Below are 19,290 nucleotides of genomic sequence, written 5' to 3'. Positions count from 1 at the left end.
CTTCAGCCCACCCGGCCGACCTTGAGGACGAGGACGGTGACCGTCTCGGCGTCAGGCCGGTACAGAACACGCCAGTCGCCCACGGACAGCCGCCAGTACCCCGAACCCCCCAGGGCGCGAGCTGTCGAGGGACACGGTTCCCCGGCCAGGTCCCGGACGGCAGCCGCACACGCCTTCGCACCCACCGGATCGAGGAGGCGCAGGCGGCGGAACTCGTCCATGGCCTGGTGCTGTCAGACGACGGTGTGTGTCACGAGGCTCCGGCCTGACGATCTTCGTCCTCCAGCCGGGCCATGAACTCGTCATGCGTCATCGCGGTGCCGACGGGCGCCGATTCGCGGGCCGCCGCCTCGGCCGTGTCCGCCGCATCGCGCAGACGCTGCAGTTCCTCGAGTTCGCTTATCGGGATGAGCGCGGCGGCGGGTTTGCCGTACTCGCTGATCAGGATGTGTTCATGCCCGTGCCGGACCCGGCCGACGAGCTGCCCGAGCAGGTTGCGCGCTTCCACGAGCGGATACGTATCCATGAGGGAAATGTACAGACCTGCGGGTGTGTACGGTCGGCGATGCGCCGGGGACGGGCGGGCGCACCCGCACGGGTGCCCGCGGGCGGCCGCCGTATCCGGGGGGTGAGGGGGTCGCACTACCCTGGGAGGTCGTTCGTTCGTAGTGACAGGAGTCCCATGGCCGTCAACCTGGTCAACGTCGAGTCCGTCAGCAAGGTGTACGGAACGCGCACCCTGCTGGACGGGATCTCGCTCGGCGTATCGGAGGGCGACCGCATCGGCGTCGTCGGCCGCAACGGCGACGGGAAGACCACCCTGATCCGGATGCTCGCGAAACTGGAGGGCCCGGACACCGGGCGGGTGACGCACACCTCGGACCTGCGGCTGGGCGTGCTGACGCAGCACGACAGCCTGGACCCGGAGGCCAACGTCCGGCACGAGGTGGTCGGCGACCGCGCGGACCACGAGTGGGCCGGCGACGCGAAGATCCGGGACGTGCTCACCGGGCTCTTCGGCGGGCTGGACCTGCCCGGCTTCCCGCAGGGACTGGACACGGTGATCGGGCCGCTGTCCGGAGGCGAGCGCCGGCGGATCGCGCTGGCGAAGCTGCTCATCGCCGAGCAGGACCTGATCGTGCTCGACGAGCCCACCAACCACCTCGACGTCGAGGGCATCTCCTGGCTGGCCGGCCACCTGCGGGCGCGCCGCTCGGCCCTGGTGTGCGTGACCCACGACCGCTGGTTCCTGGACCAGGTCTGCACCCGCATGTGGGACGTGCAGCGCGGTGACGTCCACGAGTACGAGGGCGGCTACAGCGACTACGTCTTCGCCCGCGCCGAGCGCGAGCGGATCGCCGCGACCGAGGAGGTCAAGCGGCAGAACCTGATGCGCAAGGAACTGGCCTGGCTGCGCCGCGGCGCCCCCGCCCGCACCAGCAAGCCGCGCTTCCGCATCGAGGCGGCCAACGAGCTGATCGCCGACGTGCCGCCGCCGCGCGACAACGCCGAGCTGATGAAGTTCGCGACGACCCGGCTCGGCAAGACCGTCTTCGACCTGGAGGACGTGACCGTGCAGGCCGGGCCCAAGGTGCTGCTGAAGCACCTGACCTGGCAGCTGGGCCCGGGCGACCGGGTCGGCCTGGTCGGCGTCAACGGCGCCGGCAAGACCTCCCTGCTGCGGGCGCTCGCGGACGCCGCCGTCAGCGAGGGCGAGAAGCAGCCCACGGCGGGCAGGGTGGTGGTCGGCAAGACCGTGCGGCTGGCCTACCTGTCGCAGGAGGTCGTCGAACTCGACCCGGCTCTGCGGGTGCTGCAGGCGGTGGAGTCGGTGCGCGGCCGCGTCGACCTCGGCAAGGGCCGGGAACTGACGGCGGGTCAGCTCTGTGAGAAGTTCGGGTTCACCAAGGAGAAGCAGTGGACCCCGGTCGGCGACCTGTCCGGCGGTGAGCGGCGCCGGCTGCAGCTGCTGCGGCTGCTGATGGACGAGCCCAACGTGCTCTTCCTCGACGAGCCCACCAACGACCTGGACATCGAGACCCTGACCCAGCTGGAGGACCTGCTCGACGGCTGGCCGGGCTCGATGGTGGTCATCTCCCACGACCGGTACTTCCTGGAGCGGACGACCGACCGCACCTTCGCCCTGCTCGGCGACGCGACGCTGCGCATGCTGCCGCGCGGCATCGACGAGTACCTGGACCGGCGCCGCGCGGTCGTGGAGGCCGCCACCCCCGCGCCCGCCCCGGCCAAGCCCAAGGGCGGCGGCGACAGCCGCGCGGCCAAGAAGGAACTGCAGCGCATCGAGCGGCAGCTGGACAAGATCGGCGAGAAGGAGTCGAAGCTGCACGCCGCCATCGCCGACAACGCCACGGACTTCGAGAAGGTGGCCGAACTCGACCTGGAGCTGCGGTCGCTGGCGGCCGAGCGCGAGGAACTGGAGATGCGCTGGCTGGAGCTGGCGGACGAGGTGTAGCAGTGCCGTAACGGTCCTTCGGCGCGGGGGCGGAACGGTGCGTCACCGGTGGTACAAAGAGGGTCACCGTCCGCCCCGCACACTTGTGCCCGAAAGGTGCCCGCTGATGTCGCAGCCGCCGCCCCCCGGCAACCAGCCCGGATTCGGGCCGCAGCCGCCTCAGTACGGTTACCCGCCGCAAGCGCCGAACCCCTACGCCCAGCCGCAGGGCCGGCAGCAGCCGCCGCCCCCCGGCCCGTACGGCCCCAATCCGTACGCCCAGGCGCCGACCCAGGCGCAGCCCCTGCCCGGGTACGGCTACCAGCCGTACCCGCAGTACCCGCCGCCGCCGAAGCGCGGCAACGGCAAGGTGGCCGGGATCGTCGCGGCGGCGATAGCGGCGGTACTGGTCGTCGGCGCGGGGGTCTTCCTGGTCACCACGGGCGGGGACGACGAGCCCTCGGACACCCCGTCGAAGGGCGGCAGCAGCCGCCCGGCGGGTGACGGCCCGCTCAAGGCCCGCGCGCTGTGGGACAAGAGGGCGGTGCGGCCGTCCAAGGCCGAGATCACCGCCCCGGTGGCGGAGGCCTGGTTCACCGGCGACGCGGTCGTGAAGACGATGCCGGACGCGCTGCGGTCCTTCGACATCGACAGCGGCAAGGAGAACTGGTCGATCCCCCTGTCCGGCGACTCCTGCCCGGGCCCGGAGTCCGCGGCCGGCGACCGCCTGGTGCTGCAGTACGGCACGGACTGCGACAGCGTGGTCGCCGTCGACATCGCCCGGGGCAGGAAGCTGTGGGCGAAGAAGCTGCCCAGCCCGAACGGCCGGACCTCGCACAGCTACTCGCAGATCGCGCTCACCGGCGACACGGCGGCCGTCTCCTGGATCGGCGGCTCGGTCGCGTACCGGATCAGCACCGGTGCGGTGCTGTGGGCGCCCAAGGCCGGTTCGGAGTGCACCGACAAGGGCTACCACGGCGGCACCGCGCTGATCGCGGTCGTCGAGTGCGGCGGCTTCGGCGGTGACGAGTACGTGCAGGGCCTGGGCGGGGGCGGCGCCAAGAAGTGGTCCTGGCAGGTGCCGAACGGCAGCGAGGTGTACAGCGTCATCTCCTCGGACCCGGTCGTCGTGGGGCTGTCGGCGGGCAGCCCGTCGATGACCGACATCGTGTACCTGGACGGCGGCAAGATGAAGAGCCGCATCTCGCTGGGCGCGGGCGGCGCCGACGCCACGTACCGGATCCGCTGCGAGGACAACCGGTGCACCAACGTCGCCGTCGACGGCACGACCATCTACCTGCCCACCAAGACCCATTCGGGCAGCGGCTCCTCCTCCTCGCAGACCAACGAGATCGCCGCGCTCGACCTCGTCACCGGCAAGCCGAAGTGGCTCGCCAAGCCCGACCAGGAGCGTGAGCTCAGGATCGTCGGCATCAGCGGCGGCAAGGTCGTGACGTACCAGAAGAACACCTACGACAAGCCGGGCCGGCTGGTGCGGCTCGACCCCGCGACCCGCGGGTTCACGCCGTACATGGAACTGCCGGAGAGCGGCAAGGACATGGAGAACGACTTCCTCGACAGCGACTCCGGCCTGTGGCTGTACAAGGACCACTTCTTCGTGACCTCCGACCACATCTCGGCATCGGCCAACCTGACGGACCGCTCGATCGCCGCCTTCGGCTGACCGAGCGCGCGCCCCCGACTCAAACACGCACAGCCGGTCGCAAGTCGGCCATGTTTGGAGATAATGCGGATTTAGGGAGGCTTCTGCCGAGTAGGGGGCGCAAAGCGTCGAACAAGCGTGTACCTTCCCGGGCATGGCCCGGGCCCGCCACGGGGGCACAGGCGGTATGCCGGACGGGCTTCGCCACGGCATGTGAAGGGGGACCGGCTTGGACTCGGTGGGCAGGTCCGCACCAGTCCATGGGGGGATGAGGGGGACGCCCATGGGCGTACGGCTCGTCGTCGTCGACGACCATCGTCTGCTGGCCGAGGCACTCGCCTCGGCGCTGAAGCTGCGCGGGCACCGGGTGCTCGCGGCGGCCGCGCCCGCGTCGGGCGCGGCGGATCTCGTGCTGAGCCGGTCGCCCGAGGTGTGCCTGATCGGGACGGCGGCACCGGCCGAGCCGGGTGCCTTCGACGCGGTCGTCCGCATCAAGCGGGAGCGGCCGGGGGTCGCGGTGCTGGTCCTCGGGCCGGTGCCCAGCCCGCGGGGGATTGCCGCCGCGTTCGCCGCCGGCGCGTCCGGTTACGTACGGCACGACGAGCGGATCGAGGGCGTCGAGCGGGCGATGGCCAAGGCGCGCGCCGGCGAGGTGGCGGTGGCGCCCGGACTGCTGCAGGGCGCGTTCGCCGAACTGCTCAACCCGGTCGCCGAGCCGGACGACGAGGGCACCCGGCTGCTGCAGATGCTCACTCCGCGCGAGGTCGAGGTGCTGCTGCGGGTCGCGGAGGGCGAGGACACCCGGCTGATCGCGGCCGGCATGCGGATCGCGCCGAGCACGGCCCGTACGCACGTGCAGCGGGTGCTGATGAAGCTGGGGGTGGGCTCCCGGCTGGAGGCCGCCGCGCTGGCGGCGCGCACGGGTCTGCTGGACCGGGTCAGCCACCATCTCCCGGGTGGTGCGATCCCGGCTCAGGCGTCTCCTCCGCGGCGGGCGGGGGAGGAGGGGGACTGAGCTTCATCCACAGGAGGAAGAGCAGTCCCAGCACGAGCATGCCGATGCCGGTCCAGAGGTTGATGTTGATGCCCTGGGCCTTGGCGATGTCCGCGTCGGACGCGGTGATCCCGGCGATGGTCACGATCACCCCGTAGACCACGAAGAGGCCGCCGATGACACGGCGCACGTCGAAGAGGCGTGCCGCCGAGGCCGACCTGTGCTCCAGGTCCTCGATGCGGTGCTGGAAGTCCGGCTCGTTGCCGTACTCGCTCACGACGGGTCACCTCACAGGGAGAAGGGGATGTAGCACAGCGCGGCGAGGAGCACGGCGCCCCAGCCGAGCAGCGCGGGCCTGCGGTACCAGGCGTCGTCGCCCCTGGCGGGCGGTTCGGCCATGCCGGGGGAGGTGGTCCCGTAGACGAGTCCGGCCAGTGATTCGAGGGGCTTGGGCCTGGTGAACCAGGAGACGAGGACCATCACCGCGCCGCCGACGACGAAGGCGGCGATGGCGGAGACGAAGTTGGCCCCCTGGTCGCTGGGGATCGTGATGAGACCGCCCTTGTAGAACCCGAAGTAGTTGACCATCGCGGCGACCGTGCCGCTCAGCAGCCCCCAGAAGCCGGCCGCGGCGGTGGAGCGCTTCCAGAACATGCCGAGGATGAAGACGCAGAACAGCGGCACGTTGAAGAACGAGAAGAGCGTCTGCAGGTAGTTCATGATGTTGCTGAAGGACGAGGCGATGAAGGCCGTGCCCATGCCGATCAGCACGCCGATCGCGGTCACCGCGCGGCCGGCGGTGACGTAGTACCGGTCGGGCCGGCCGCGCCGTACGTAGGCGCCCCAGATGTCGTACGTGAAGACGGTGTTGAAGGACGAGACGTTGGCCGCCATGCCGGCCATGAAGGCGGCGAGCAGCCCGGTGATCCCGATGCCGAGGACGCCGTTGGGCAGCAGGTCGCGCATGAGCACCGGGATCGCGTCGTTGTACTGCAGCCCGCTGCCGGGCTTGCCGATGTCCGGCTCCATGACGAGCGCGATCAGCCCGGGCAGGACGACGACCAGCGGGATGAAGATCTTGGGGTACGCGGCGATGAGCGGGGTGCGCTGCGCGGCCGAGAGGTTCTTCGCGGACAGGGCGCGCTGCACCTCGGCGAAGTTGGTCGTCCAGTAGCCGAAGCTGAGGACGAAGCCGAGCCCCAGCACGATGGTCAGCCAGTTCGCCCCCAGCGGGTTGGGCGAACCGATGCCCGTGCCGTCCCAGGCGGAGAGGAACGAGGCGCCGTGGGAGCCGGTGAGCGAGTCCGTCAGCCCGGACCAGCCGCCCACCCGCTTCAGGCCGACGACGGTGAGCGGGATCAGCGCCGCGAGGATCACGAAGAACTGCAGCACCTCGTTGTAGATGGCCGAGGAGAGGCCGCCGAGGGTGATGTAGAAGAGCACGAAGAAGCCGGAGACGACGATCGCCACCCACTGCGGCCAGCCGATCAGCGCCTCCAGCACGATCGCCATGGCGTAGAGGTTGACGCCCGCGATCAGCAGTGCGGACACCGCGAAGATGATCGAGCTGAGCAGGTGCGAGGCCGGTCCGAAGCGGTGCAGCAGGAACTCCGGCACGGAGCGGACCTTGGAGCCGTAGTAGAACGGCATCATCACCAGGCCGAGGAAGACCATGGCCGGAATGGCGCCGATCCAGTACCAGTGCACCGTGTAGGCGCCGTACTGTGCGCCGTTGGCGGCCATCCCCAGGATCTCGGTGGCACCCAGGTTGGCGGCGATGAACGCCAGACCCGTCACCCAGGCGGGCAGCGACCGGCCGGACAGGAAGAAGTCCAGGCTGGTCCGCACGGCGCGGCGGGCGGCGAAGCCGATGCCGAGGACGACGACGAAGTAGATCGCGAGGATCGAGTAGTCGAGCGCGTTGGTGGGGAGCCGTAGCCCTTCTGCCAGGTTTTGCATGGTTCGATCACTCCCCGCTGCGAGGTCTCCGTTGACGTTGCTGTTGCGTTGTGGTTCATTGTGTTTAGTTCTGTTTGTTGGCGTGGTGTGAGGAGCCCGCAGGGTGAAGAAGACGTCGACCCGGCTCGCCGACGGGCGCGAGCTGATCTACTACGACCTGCGCGACGACGGGACCCGCGACGCCGTCGACCGCCGTCCCCTGGACCCGGTGACCAGCGCATCGGAGATCCGCCACGACCCGCTGCTCGGTGACTTCGTCGCCATCGCCTCCCACCGCCAGACCCGCACCTACCACCCGCCCGCGGACGAGTGCCCGCTCTGCCCGTCCCGGGACGGGCGGTTGAGCGAAATCCCGGACGACCACTACGACGTGGCCGTGTTCGAGAACCGCTTTCCCTCGCTCACCGGTGAACACGGCCGTTGCGAGGTCGTCTGTTTCACCGACCGGCACGACAGGTCGTTCGCCGACCTCACCCCAGAGCAGGCGCGGCTGGTCCTCGACGCCTGGACCGACCGCACGGCCGAACTCTCCCGGCTGCCCGGCGTCGAGCAGGTCTACTGCTTCGAGAACCGCGGCGAGGAGATCGGCGTCACCCTCGGCCATCCGCACGGCCAGATCTACGGTTACCCGCACGCCACCCCGCGCACCGAGCTGATGCTGCGTTCGCTGGAGCGGCACCGCGAGGCCACCGGAGGCCGCAACCTCTTCGACGACCTCGTGGCGCGCGAGCGCGAGGACGGCAGCCGGGTCGTCCTGGAGGGCGAGCACTGGACGGCGTTCGTGCCGTACTCCGCGCACTGGCCGTACGAGGTGCACCTCTACCCCCGCCGCAGGGTGCCGGACCTGACCGGCCTGGACGAGGCGGCCCGCGCCGAGTTCCCCGGGATCTACCTGGAACTGCTGCGCCGCTTCGACCGGCTCTTCGGCCCCGAGGGCGGCTACCGGCCGGACGCCCCGGCGGAGCCGCCGACCCCGTACATCTCCGGGTGGCACCAGGCGCCGTTCAGCAGCGCGCAGCGCGAGGAGTTCGCGCTCCACCTGGAGCTGTTCACGATCCGCCGCACCAAGGGCAAGCTCAAGTACCTGGCGGGCTCGGAGTCCGGCATGAGCGTCTTCATCAACGACGTGCCGCCGGAGACCGCCGCGAGCCGCCTGAGGGAGGTCGCCTCCCCGTGAGCGCCGCCCTCGTGATCGCCACCGTGCACCACTCCGAGCGAGTGTTCACCCGGCGCCGCTACCGTGGCCCCGAGTCGAACCCGAGAAAGGCTGTGACCCCGTGAGCGACCCCCGCACGAAGAAGGTTCTGGTCACCGGAGGCGCCGGTTACGTCGGCAGCGTCGTGGCGGCCCATCTGCTGGAGGCGGGGCACCGGGTCACCGTCCTGGACGACCTGTCCACCGGCTTCCGGGACGGCGTCCCCGAGGGCGCCGACTTCGTCGAGGGGCGGGTCCAGGACGCGGCGAAGGTGCTCGACGCGGGCTACGACGCCGTACTGCACTTCGCCGCCAGCTCCCAGGTCGGCGAGTCCGTCGTGCACCCCGAGAAGTACTGGCGCAACAACGTCACGGGCACGCTGGACCTGCTCACGGCGATGCGTGACGCCGGGGTGCGGCGGCTGGTCTTCTCCTCCACCGCCGCCACCTACGGCGAGCCGAAGTCCGTCCCGATCACCGAGGACGACCCGACGCTGCCGACCAACCCGTACGGCGCCTCCAAGCTCGCCGTCGACCACATGATCACCAGCGAGGCGGTCGCCCACGGCCTGGCCGCGGTCTCCCTGCGCTACTTCAACGTCGCAGGCGCCTACGGGGCGTTCGGCGAGCGCCACGACCCCGAGTCGCACCTCATCCCGCTCGTGCTGCAGGTCGCGCAGGGCCGCCGGGAGGCGATCTCGGTCTTCGGCGACGACTACCCCACCCCCGACGGCACCTGCGTCCGCGACTACATCCACGTGGCCGACCTGGCCGAGGCGCATCTGCTGGCCGTCGACGCGCCGGCCCCCGGCGAGCACCTGATCTGCAACCTCGGCAACGGCAACGGCTTCTCCGTGCGCGAGGTCATCGAGACCGTCCGCCGGGTCACCGGTCACCCCGTCCCCGAGGTCGTCGCCCCGCGCCGCGGCGGCGACCCGGCCGTCCTGGTCGCCTCCGCCGAGCGGGCCAAGGAGCGCCTCGGCTGGCGTCCCTCGCGCACCGACCTCGACGGGATCGTCCGCGACGCCTGGACCTTCGCGCAGGAGCTGCAGAACCGGGAGGGCACCAAGTGAGCGAGGACGGCTTCCGCGCCACGTACGGCACCGGCCCCGAGGGCGTCTGGGCCGCCCCCGGCCGGGTGAACCTGATCGGCGAGCACACCGACTACAACGACGGCTTCGTGATGCCGTTCGCGCTGCCGCACACCACCGTCGCCGCGGTCGCCCGCCGCGCCGACGGCCGGCTGCGGCTGCACAGCGGCTCCCCCGACGTCCCCGCCGGCGTCGTCGAACTGCACGTCGACGAACTCGAACCCGGCGGGGGTGCGGGCTGGGCCGACTACCCCGCGGGCGTCATCTGGGCGCTGCGCGACGCCGGGCACGAGATCACCGGCGCCGACATCCACTTCGAGAGCACCGTCCCCACCGGTGCGGGGCTGTCCTCCTCCGCGGCCCTGGAGGTCGTCACCGCCGTCGCCCTGAACGACCTCTACGGCCTCGGCCTGGAGGGCTGGCGGATCGCCCGGCTCTGCCAGCGCGCCGAGAACGTCTACGTGGGCGCCCCCACCGGGATCATGGACCAGACCGCCTCGGCCTGCTGCACCGACGGGCACGCCCTGTGGCTCGACACCCGTGACCTGTCGCAGCGCCAGATCCCCTTCGACCTGGCCTCCCAGGGCCTGCGGCTGCTGGTCGTCGACACCCGCGTCACCCACGCCCACAGCGAGGGCGAGTACGGCAAGCGGCGCGCCGGCTGCGAGGAGGCGGCGGCGCTGCTCGGCGTGGACGCGCTGCGGGACATCCCGTACGAGGGGCTGGACGACGCCCTCGCCCGCGTCGAGGACCCCGAACTGCGGCCCCTGGTGCGGCACGTGGTCACCGAGGACCACCGGGTCGAGCGGGTCGTGGCACTGCTGGAGACGGGCGACGCCCGTGCCATCGGGGCGGTGCTGACCGAGGGCCACGCCTCGCTGCGCGACGACTTCAAGGTCTCCTGCCCGGAGCTCGACCTGGTGGTGTCGGCCGGTGTGGAGGCGGGCGCCCTCGGCGCGCGCATGACCGGCGGCGGTTTCGGCGGTTCGGCGATCGTGCTGGTGGAGGAGTCCGCGGCGGAGAAGACCGCCGAGGCGATCGCCGCCGCCTTCGCCACCGCCGGCCACCGCGAGCCGCGGATCTTCACCGCGGTGCCGTCCGCGGGGGCCCGTCGGCTGGCCTGAGCCGGCAAGGGGCGGCGGTACCGGTCGTACGGTGCCGCCCCGCCCCGACGGGGCGCAACGCGGCCCGGGCCGGATCGGGCGGACGTACGTGGCGGCTGCATAGAATCGGGCTCCTCCGGCCGACCGCTCAGCCCTGGGGGCGCCACTCATGCTCACGATGCAAGACGCTCTGCTCGCCCTGAACCGCTACTGGACCGAGCAGGGTTGCCTGGCGGCCCAGCCGATGAACACCGAGGTCGGCGCGGGCACCCTCAACCCCGCCACGTTCCTGCGGGTCCAGGGGCCCGAGCCCTGGCGGGTCGCGTACGTCGAACCCAGCGTCCGCCCCGACGACTCCCGCTACGGCGAGAACCCCAACCGCCTGCAGACCCACACCCAGTACCAGGTGATCCTCAAGCCGGAGCCGGGCAACGCCCAGGAGCTCTACCTGGGCAGCCTGCGGGCGCTGGGCATCGACACGGCCGCCCACGACGTCCGCTTCGTGGAGGACAACTGGGCCTCGCCCGCGCTCGGCGCATGGGGACTGGGCTGGGAGGTCTGGCTCGACGGGCTGGAGATCACCCAGTTCACGTACTTCCAGCAGGCGGGCGGCATCACCCTGGACCCGGTCTCCGTCGAGATCACCTACGGGATGGAGCGCATCCTCATGGCGCTCCAGGGCGTCAGCCACTTCAAGGACATCGCGTACGCGCCCGGCGTCTCCTACGGCGAGGCGTTCGGCCAGGCGGAGTACGAGATGAGCCGCTACTACCTCGACGAAGCGGACGTGGACACCCAGCGCGAACTCTTCGAGGCCTACGCGCGCGAGGCCCGCCGGATGCTCGACGAGCGGCTGCCGGTGCCCGCGTACTCGTACGTGCTGAAGTGCTCGCACACCTTCAACGTGCTCGACGCCCGCGGGTCCATCTCCACGACGGAGCGGGCCCGCGCCTTCGGCCGGATGCGCTCCCTCGCGCACGAGGTGGCCGAGCTGTGGGCCGCCCGGCGCGAGGAGCTGGGCCATCCCCTCGGCCTCGGGCAGCCCCCCGCCGTGCCGGCCGACCCCGAGTCGTCCCCGGCGGGCGCGGAGCAGGACGGGGCAGGGCCCGCCACCTTGGCACTGGAGATCGGCGTCGAGGAGATGCCGCCTGCCGAGGTGAACCGCACCGCCGAGGCGGTGCGGATCGCGCTGGAACAGGCCCTGGACGCCACCCGGCTGGGCCACGGTCCGGTGACCGTCTCCGCCTCCCCCCGGCGTGTGCTCGCCGTGGTGGAGCGGGTGGAGGCACGGGAGGGCGACCACGAGCAGACGGTACGCGGGCCGCGCGTCTCCGCGGCCTTCGACGCCGCGGGACAGCCGACGAAGGCCCTCCTCGGTTTCGCCCGGGCCCAGGGCGTCGAGGCCGGCGACCTGGTGCGGATCGAGCACGGCGGTCAGGAACACGTCGCCGTCGTCCGGCAGGTACGGGGCCGGCCCGCCACCGAGGTGCTCACCGCTCTGCTGCCCGGGGTGGTGACCGGACTGAGGTCCGAGAAGAACATGCGGTGGAACGCGCCCGGGCTGGCCTTCACCCGGCCGATCCGGTGGATCACCGCGCTCCTCGGCGAGCGGGTCCTGCCGTTCCGTGTCTCCACCCTCGTCGCGGGCCGCACCACCCAGGTCCACCGCACCGCGTCCCGGCCCTGCGTGGACGTGCCGTCGGCCGACGGCTACCGGGAGTTCCTGGCGGGGCACGGGGTCCTCGTCGAGTCCGCGCGCCGGCGCGTCCTCGTCGAGGAGGGGGCGCTGCGGCTCGCCGCCGAGGCCGGCGGCACCGTCGACCTGGAGGCGTACGCCGGGCTGGTCTCCGAGATCACGGACCTGGTCGAGCAGCCCACCCCGATCCTGGGTCGCTTCGACGCGAAGTACCTCGACCTGCCCGACCAGATCCTCGTCACCGTCATGCGCAAGCACCAGCGCTATCTGCCGGTCCAGGACGAGCACGGCGGGCTGCTGCCCTTCTTCGTCGCGGTCGCCAACGGCTCCTGCGACCACGACGTGGTCCGGGCCGGCAACGAGGCCGTGCTGCGCGCCCGTTACGAGGACGCGGCGTTCTTCTGGAACGCGGACCTGCGGACCGCGCCGGCCGACATGAAGCAGAAGCTGGCGCTGCTGACCTTCGAGGAGCGGCTCGGCTCGATGGCCGACCGGGCCGAGCGCATCGCCGCCATCGCCGGTCGTCTCGCCGGGGCCGCCGGGCTCGGGGAGACGGACCGCGGCACGGTGGAGCGCGCCGCGCGGCTGGCCAAGTTCGACCTGGGCTCCCAGATGGTCACCGAACTGTCCTCCCTGGCCGGGGTCATGGCCAGGGAGTACGCCGAGCGGGCCGGAGAGGGCAGCGCGGTGGCCGACGCCCTGTACGAGGCAGAGCTCCCCAGGTTCGCCGGCGACGCGCTGCCCGGCACCACTCCCGGCGCGCTGCTGGCACTCGCCGACCGCTTCGACCTGCTGGCGGGGCTGTTCGCCATCGGTTCCGCGCCGACCGGCAGCTCCGACCCCTTCGGCCTGCGCCGCTCGGCGCTCGGCGTGGTCAACATCCTGCGCGCCCGGCCCGGCCTGACCGGCATCACCGTCGACGCGGGTCTGGCGGTCGCCGCGGAGTACCAGAAGGTGACGCCCACCGCCCAGGCCCTCGAGGACGCGCTGCAGTTCGTGCTGCGCCGCTTCGAGCAGCAGTTGCTCGAAGCCGGCCACGGCGTCGACCCCGTCCGGGCGGTCCTGCCCCTGGGCGCGAACCCGGTCCGGGCGGAGAGCACGCTCGTGGAGCTGGAGTCGAGGCTCGGGAGTCCCGCGTTCGAAGCCCTCGTCGCGGCGGTGCAGCGGGTCCGCCGCATCGTGCCCCCGGGCACCGCGCCGGTCTGCGACCCCGCGCTGTTCGAGCAGGACGCCGAGGCGGGGCTCCGTACGGCCGTGGAGAAGGTACGGGCCGCGCTCGACGGTGACACCCGGCTGGACCGGTTCGCGCAGGAGACCGCCGAGCTCGTCCCCGCGGTCGACCGCTTCTTCGAGGACGTCCTGGTCATGGCCGAGGACCCGGCCGTGCGGGCGAACCGGCTCGGGCTGCTCGCCGGGGTCACCGAGCTCGCCGACCCGGTGCTGGACTGGAAGGAAATCGACTAGCCGGAGCGCGGGACGCTGCTTCCGGGGCCGCGCCCGGCACCTCGTGCGCCGGGCGCGGCCCCGGTGATCCGGCCCTTTCGGACACCCGTGGCCGTTGCCGCGGTCCGGTGCGTGATTCTTCGTCCACCGCTGTGGAAAACCGCACCACGAGCCACAGCTCCGCACCCCGCGGGGGAACTCCGTCCAGCAAGTTTTTCCATTCGGGCGCCTTTGTCTGCTCCTGCCCCTACGCTTTTTGGCAGCGCCGGTGGGGGCCGGCGGCATCAGGGGGCGAGACACAAGGGTTCGGCACCTGGTTGGGGACGGCTGCTAGCCCGGCGGCGTGCGGCGTCCGCTCCAGGTGCCGGCCCTCCGTGCACATCGACCTCGTCCGTGGGGGGAAGTGCCGAATGCCGGGAGTGGGGCCCGTGGGACGAATCCGCGTTCTCGTCGTCGACGACCACCGCATCTTCGCCGAATCGCTCGCGGCCGCCCTCGCGGCCGAACCCGATGTCGACGTCTCGGCCGCCGGAAGCGGGGCGGCCGCCCAGCGCTGCCTGGAACGCGCGGCCTCCGACGGCCGTCGCTACGACGTGCTGCTGGTCGACGCCGACCTGGGGGCGACGTCCGCCGCGGGGGTCCGGGTGACGAGCGCGCCCAAGGCCGTCCCGATGGGCACGGCCGACGGCGGCACGCAGGCCGGACTCGACGGCATCGCCCTGGTCGAACGCGTACGCTCCGAGCACCCCGCCACCCGGACGGTCGTGCTGGCCGAGCGGGACGACGCGCGCCGCGCCGCCCGGGCCCTGCAGGCCGGTGCCTCCGGCTGGGTCGCCAAGGACTGCTCGCTGTCCCGGTTGCTGGCCGTGATGCGCGGGGTCCTGCGGGACGAGACGCATCTGCCGCCCGCGCTGCTCACCGGTGTGCTGCGGGAGCTGACGGCCGCCCGCCGGCACCGGACGGAGAGCGAGCGGCTGGTGGAGTCGCTCACCCCGCGGGAGCAGGAGGTGCTGCGCTGCATGGTGGCCGGTCTGGGCCGCAAGGCGGTCGCCGAACGGCTGTACCTGTCGCCGCACACCGTTCGCACCCACATGCAGAACGTGCTCGGCAAGCTGGGTGTGCACTCGACGCTGGCCGCCGTGGCGCTGGCCCGCCGGGCCGGGGTGCCCCCGGCCGACGGCGAGGCCGGCCGGGTGGGTTCGGCGGCCCCTGTCCAGCACGTCTGACGGCACGGCGCACGGCGGATCGCCCTCCCCGCAACCGGGGAGAGCGACCCGCCGGGTCCCGCGGATACCCGCGGTCATTCACCGCCGACGCCGGTGACCGGCGCCGGGCGGCCACCGCCGACGCCGGTGGTCGGCGCCGAGCGGCTGGTGTCACGGTCGTTGGAACGGTCGCGGTGCTGACCGTTCTCCTGACCGCGGTCATTGAGGCCGTCGAACGGGTCGCGGCCGTTGTCGTTCCGGTGGTTGTCACCGGCCTCGTCGAAGGGGTCACGGTTGTCGTCGCCGCGGCCGTTGTCCCCGCGGTTGTCACCGCGGCCGTTGCCGCCGTGGCCGTTGTCCCCGCGGTTGTCGCCCCGGCCGTTGCCGCCGTGGCCGTTGTCGCCCCGGTTGCCGCCGCGGCCGTTGTCACGGCAGTTGAAGCCGCCGTTGAAGCCGCCGTTGAAGCCGGGGACGCCCACGAAGCCGGGGCTGCCGATGCCGCCGATCCCACCGACGCCGCCGACGAAGCCGGGACCACCGACACCGCCGATCCCGCCGACGCCGCCCGGGCCGCCGACGAAGCCGGGACCACCGACACCGCCGACACCGCCGACGCCACCGACGCCGCCGACGAAGCCGGGACCACCGACACCGCCGATCCCGCCGACGCCACCGATGCCGCCGACCCCGCCGACACCGCCGACCCCGCCGACGCCACCGACACCACCCACGATGCCGGGGCCGCCGATCCCGCCGCGGCCGCCGCCGGGGCCGTCGCTGCGCTGGGCGAGGGCGACGCTGTCCAGGGGCTCCTCGGCACGGTTGTCCTCGCGGAACGGGTCCTCGACGCCGTTGAAGCGCTGGTCGCCGCGGCCGTGCTCGCGGCCGCCGCGCCCGTTGTTGCGGCAGATGGCGCCGCCGATCCCACCAATGACGCCCGGGACGGCGATGCCGCCGACGCCGCCGACGCCGCCGACGCCACCGACGCCACCGACGCCACCGACCCCGCCGATGCCGCCGACGCCACCGACCCCGCCGACGCCACCGATGCCGCCGACCCCGCCGACGCCACCGACCCCGCCCGGGCACCAGCCCGGCGCCGGGCCGACGTTGGCGACGAAGCGGGCCGAGGACCAGGCCCAGTAGTTGCCGCTGAGCTGGTACCAGCGCGAGTTGCCGGCGATGGGGCTGCCCACGGACTTGCAGACGATGGCCACCAGGGCGTTGAAGGGGATGACGCCGACGCTGGAGAACTGGACGCCTGGTCCGCTGCGGACGCGCAGACCCGTACGGGCGACGACGCGGCCCTGGAACAGGGCCGCGTTGGGGGAGCGTGCGGACTTCACCGCCACATCACGGGACAGGTCCCGGAGACGCTCCGAAGGGGAAACGAGTTCGCTTTGGCCGTCCGGTCCAGGAGCGGCAGGCACCCCGGCGGCAGGCCGGCCGTCGGTGGCGAAGGCGGTGCCCATGGTGCCGATGGCGAGGGTGCCGGCCAAGGCGCCGGTCACCGCGGTTGCGGCTATCTTGCTTGCGCGGGTGTGCAGAGTCATCTGCATCTCCAAGGTGGAGCGGGACCCGGCGGGGTCCAGGGAAATGGAAGCCGGACGCGCCCCGACCGCCTTCCACTTGACGTTGTCGGAATGTGGTGCGCCGGCAGCCGCAAAAGTGGCCATTTGAGCCTTTAAGCGGCGTTCACGGACATCACGCTAAGTGCGCCACTATCTGTGCGCAACCGGTGGCGGAGCGTGGCCGTTTGTGATCATTCCCTGGCGGTTGTGCCGGGTAATCGACGTCAGCCGGGGATGTTGTCGAAGGGCGCGGTCAACTGTCGGAGCAGATTCGCGAGTTCCCCGCGCTGGCGGCCGGAGAGCTCTCCGAGGATGGCCCGCTCCTGGGCCAGCAGGCCGGCCAGGGCCTGGTCCGCCCGGTCCCGTCCCTCCGGAGTGAGCCGTACGAGGACGCCTCGCCTGTCCGAGGGGTCGGGCAGCCGCTCCACGAGCCCCTTCTTGGTGAGCCGGTCGATCCGGTTGGTCATCGTCCCGGAGGTGACCAGCGTCTGGGTCAGCAGTTGCCCGGGGGAGAGCTGGTAGGGCGCGCCCGCTCGGCGCAGGGAGGTGAGCACGTCGAACTCCCAGGGTTCCAGACCGTGCTCGGAGAACGCCAGCCGGCGGGCCCGGTCCAGATGCCTCGCCAGCCTGCTCACCCGGCTGAGCACCTCGAGTGGCTCGACGTCGAGGTCAGGGCGCTCCCTGCGCCACGCAGCGACCAGCCGATCGACCTCGTCCTCCATGGAGATCAGTGTAGTGGTTGTGTCGACATGAAGTCTCTTGACATCAAGAGATTAGCTCTGGAACCTTGTGGGCAAGGTCGGCGGCAGGAAGAGATCCATCTCTCGCCAGGGAGTTCGAAACATGCCCGCAGCAGCCTGGGATCCCCAGCAGTACCTCCGCCACTCCACCCATCGCACCCGCCCCTTCCACGACCTGCTGGCCCGGATACCGGAGCTGCCCGCCGCGAGCCCGCGGATCGCCGACGTCGGCTGCGGCCCCGGCAACGTGACCGCCCTGCTCGCGCAGCGCTGGCCCGACGCCCGGATCACCGGCCTCGACAGCTCCGCCGAGATGCTGGAGGCCGCCCGGGCCTACGAGGGCCCCACCCCCGGGGGCGGCAGCCTCGGCTTCCGCGCCGCCGACGCCGCCGACTGGATCCCCGACGGTACCTACGACCTGATCGTCTCCAACGCCGCCCTGCAGTGGGTCGAGGGCCATGCCGAGCGCTTCCCCCTCTGGGTCGAGCACCTCGCTCCCGGCGGCGTCCTCGCCTTCCAGGTCCCCGGCAACTTCACCTCGCCCAGTCACGCCCTGCTCGGCGACCTCTGCGACTCCCCGGTCTGGCGGGACCGCCTCGGCGACGGCCACGGCCGGCGCTACGTCCACATCCTCGAGCCCTCCGGCTACCTGGAGCGCCTCATCGAGATCCCCGAGGTCGAGGTGGACGTCGACGTCTGGGAGACCACCTACGTACAGCTCCTGCAGGGCGAGGACGCGGTGCTCGAATGGACGAAGGGAACCGCGCTGCGCCCCGTGCTGACCGCCCTGGAGGACGATCCGGAGGCCACCGGGGAGTTCCTCGGCCAGTACCGCGACCTGCTGCGCAAGGCGTACCCGGCGGGGCCGCACGGCACCGTCTTCCCCTTCCGGCGGATCTTCGCCGTCGCACGGAAAGCGGGTTGATCCCGATGATCACCGCCCTCGACCACGTCCAGCTCGCCGCCCCGCCCGGCTCCGAGGAGATCCTGCGCGCCTTCTACACGGGGGTCCTGGGGATGAGCGAGGTCCCCAAGCCGCCGGTGCTCGCCGCCCGGGGCGGCTGCTGGTTCGCCGCGGGCCCGGTGCAGCTCCACATCGGTGTGGAAGACGACTTCCGCCCCGCCCGCAAGGCCCATCCGGGCCTGCGCGTGAGCGGCATCGAGGCCTACGCGGACCGGCTGGAGTCCCGCGGCACCTCGGTCGTCTGGGACGGTGACCTGCCGGGCCACCGCCGCTTCTACACCGACGACCCGTTCGGCAACCGTCTGGAGTTCCTGGAACCCGACGACGCCGCGTGACACCCCGGCGGCCCGGTCCCCGCGGGGGACCGGGCCGCCGGTCGGTGCGGTTGTCCGGTCAGTGCTGTCCGGCACCCTTGCGGCGGCGCGTCACCAGCACGGCACCCGCGCCCACCAGCAGCAGCGCACCGAGGGCGATGCCGCCGACCTGGGCGCCGGTCTCGGCGAGCCCGCCGCCCTCCGAGCCGGAGGAACCGGAGGAGCCTGTGGCAGAGGAGTCCGTGGCGGACGGGGCCGCCGTCGCGGAGGCCGAACCGCCGGGCTGCTCACCGGTCCCCGGGGTGGAGGCGGACGGCGACGCGGAACCTGAGGGGGACTGCGGGGCGGACGGTGACCCGGAGCCGGGCGGCTGCGTCCCGGTGCCGCCGTTCCCGCCGCCGGTGTCCGTGCAGTCGACCCAGAAGACCTTGTGCTTGGCCCGGCCGTGCTCCCCGTCGAAGTTCCAGAAGAGCTTGTAGTGGCCGTCCGGGAGCGCGAGGTCCTCCGTGCGCTCGTGGCCGGAACCGTCGAGCGTCAGCGAGCCGGACTCCACCGTCTCGCCCTTGTCGCCGTCGGTCGGCGACCACCGTTCGATGTGCCAGTCGGCCTTCTGGGCACCGTCGAAGCGGAAGCCGTCGAGGTAGAAGGTGCAGACGTGCGGCTCGTTCCTGGGGAGCTCCTCGCCGGTCTTCGCGTCGTGGATCTTCACATTGCCGTTGTCGCCGGGGGCGTCGTGCGCGAGGGCGGCGGGGGCGAGCAGCACGGACGCTGCGAGGGCCACCGTCGCCGCGCATGCCGGAGTGAGGGCGCGCATGGGCATACCACCTGAGGGCGTGAAAGACGGAATGCGGGGGGAGGTGGCCAGATTCCACCGGTATTCACTCGGCGTCAAGAAAAATCC

17 protein-coding genes are annotated in these 19,290 nt (G+C 72.1%); 10 read left to right on the top strand and 7 right to left on the bottom strand.

Annotated features, from left to right (window positions below; genetic code table 11):
- Positions 1-2: 2 nt before the first annotated feature.
- Together ACFW3D_RS08175 and ACFW3D_RS08170 are read right to left on the bottom strand one after the other, a co-directional pair.
- Complete coding sequence (locus ACFW3D_RS08175; RefSeq protein ID WP_500502708.1) at positions 3-221, bottom strand: type II toxin-antitoxin system RelE family toxin; 219 nt, start codon at positions 219-221, stop codon at positions 3-5.
- A gap of 29 nt (positions 222-250) precedes the next feature.
- Positions 251-526 carry a type II toxin-antitoxin system Phd/YefM family antitoxin gene (locus ACFW3D_RS08170; protein ID WP_500502706.1) on the bottom strand — a complete coding sequence of 92 codons (276 nt, stop codon included), beginning with the start codon at positions 524-526 and terminating at the stop codon, positions 251-253.
- Positions 527-682: 156 nt separating this feature from the next.
- On the opposite strand from ACFW3D_RS08170, the gene ACFW3D_RS08165 reads away from it, so the two are divergent.
- From ACFW3D_RS08165 to ACFW3D_RS08155, 3 genes are all read left to right on the top strand, one after another.
- A complete protein-coding gene (locus ACFW3D_RS08165; protein WP_500502705.1) occupies positions 683-2,473 on the top strand; it encodes an ABC-F family ATP-binding cassette domain-containing protein in 1,791 nt (596 codons plus the stop codon).
- 106 nt (positions 2,474-2,579) lie between these two features.
- On the top strand, positions 2,580-4,136 hold the full coding sequence (locus ACFW3D_RS08160; protein ID WP_500502703.1) for an outer membrane protein assembly factor BamB family protein: 1,557 nt from the start codon (positions 2,580-2,582) through the stop codon (positions 4,134-4,136).
- 262 nt (positions 4,137-4,398) lie between these two features.
- Positions 4,399-5,130, top strand: a complete 732-nt coding sequence (locus tag ACFW3D_RS08155) for a helix-turn-helix transcriptional regulator (RefSeq protein ID WP_500502900.1) — start codon at positions 4,399-4,401, stop codon at positions 5,128-5,130.
- On the opposite strand, the gene ACFW3D_RS08150 is transcribed toward ACFW3D_RS08155, so the two are convergent.
- Positions 5,054-5,386, bottom strand: a complete 333-nt coding sequence (locus ACFW3D_RS08150) for a hypothetical protein (RefSeq protein WP_500502701.1) — start codon at positions 5,384-5,386, stop codon at positions 5,054-5,056. The two genes, ACFW3D_RS08155 and ACFW3D_RS08150, sit on opposite strands and share 77 nt — an antisense overlap.
- Positions 5,387-5,397: 11 nt before the next feature.
- A complete protein-coding gene (locus ACFW3D_RS08145) occupies positions 5,398-7,068 on the bottom strand; it encodes a sodium:solute symporter family protein (RefSeq protein ID WP_500502699.1) in 1,671 nt (556 codons plus the stop codon).
- Positions 7,069-7,171: 103 nt separating this feature from the next.
- Here ACFW3D_RS08145 and galT point away from each other — a divergent pair, with 103 nt between their 5' ends.
- From galT to ACFW3D_RS08120, 5 genes are all read left to right on the top strand, one after another.
- Positions 7,172-8,245, top strand: a complete 1,074-nt coding sequence (gene galT, locus ACFW3D_RS08140; RefSeq protein ID WP_500502697.1) for a galactose-1-phosphate uridylyltransferase — start codon at positions 7,172-7,174, stop codon at positions 8,243-8,245.
- A gap of 100 nt (positions 8,246-8,345) precedes the next feature.
- Entirely contained in the window at positions 8,346-9,335 is a 990-nt protein-coding gene (gene galE, locus ACFW3D_RS08135) for a UDP-glucose 4-epimerase GalE (RefSeq protein WP_500502695.1), read from the top strand.
- Complete coding sequence (gene galK / locus ACFW3D_RS08130) at positions 9,332-10,477, top strand: galactokinase (protein WP_500502693.1); 1,146 nt, start codon at positions 9,332-9,334, stop codon at positions 10,475-10,477. Before galE ends, galK begins: the two co-directional genes overlap by 4 nt.
- A gap of 148 nt (positions 10,478-10,625) precedes the next feature.
- Complete coding sequence (locus ACFW3D_RS08125) at positions 10,626-13,616, top strand: glycine--tRNA ligase (protein ID WP_500502691.1); 2,991 nt, start codon at positions 10,626-10,628, stop codon at positions 13,614-13,616.
- Between the two features lie 407 nt (positions 13,617-14,023).
- Complete coding sequence (locus ACFW3D_RS08120) at positions 14,024-14,821, top strand: LuxR C-terminal-related transcriptional regulator (protein ID WP_500502689.1); 798 nt, start codon at positions 14,024-14,026, stop codon at positions 14,819-14,821.
- Positions 14,822-14,895: 74 nt separating this feature from the next.
- Here the strand turns inward: ACFW3D_RS08120 and ACFW3D_RS08115 are convergent, their stop codons facing one another.
- Both ACFW3D_RS08115 and ACFW3D_RS08110 read right to left on the bottom strand, forming a co-directional pair.
- Positions 14,896-16,353 carry an SH3 domain-containing protein gene (locus tag ACFW3D_RS08115; protein WP_500502687.1) on the bottom strand — a complete coding sequence of 486 codons (1,458 nt, stop codon included), beginning with the start codon at positions 16,351-16,353 and terminating at the stop codon, positions 14,896-14,898.
- A 242-nt stretch (positions 16,354-16,595) separates the two neighbouring features.
- A complete protein-coding gene (locus ACFW3D_RS08110; RefSeq protein WP_089222314.1) occupies positions 16,596-17,093 on the bottom strand; it encodes a MarR family winged helix-turn-helix transcriptional regulator in 498 nt (165 codons plus the stop codon).
- Between the two features lie 121 nt (positions 17,094-17,214).
- On the opposite strand from ACFW3D_RS08110, the gene ACFW3D_RS08105 reads away from it, so the two are divergent.
- Positions 17,215-18,036, top strand: coding sequence for a trans-aconitate 2-methyltransferase (locus tag ACFW3D_RS08105; protein WP_500502685.1), 822 nt, complete (start codon positions 17,215-17,217; stop codon positions 18,034-18,036).
- A gap of 5 nt (positions 18,037-18,041) precedes the next feature.
- Complete coding sequence (locus tag ACFW3D_RS08100; protein ID WP_500502898.1) at positions 18,042-18,410, top strand: VOC family protein; 369 nt, start codon at positions 18,042-18,044, stop codon at positions 18,408-18,410.
- A gap of 58 nt (positions 18,411-18,468) precedes the next feature.
- On the opposite strand, the gene ACFW3D_RS08095 is transcribed toward ACFW3D_RS08100, so the two are convergent.
- On the bottom strand, positions 18,469-19,203 hold the full coding sequence (locus ACFW3D_RS08095; RefSeq protein ID WP_500502683.1) for a hypothetical protein: 735 nt from the start codon (positions 19,201-19,203) through the stop codon (positions 18,469-18,471).
- Positions 19,204-19,290: the final 87 nt, after the last annotated feature.

Source organism: Streptomyces sp. NPDC058864 (assembly GCF_042742985.1).
GTDB lineage: Bacteria > Actinomycetota > Actinomycetes > Streptomycetales > Streptomycetaceae > Actinacidiphila.
This window is presented reverse-complemented; position numbering and strand designations above follow the sequence as displayed.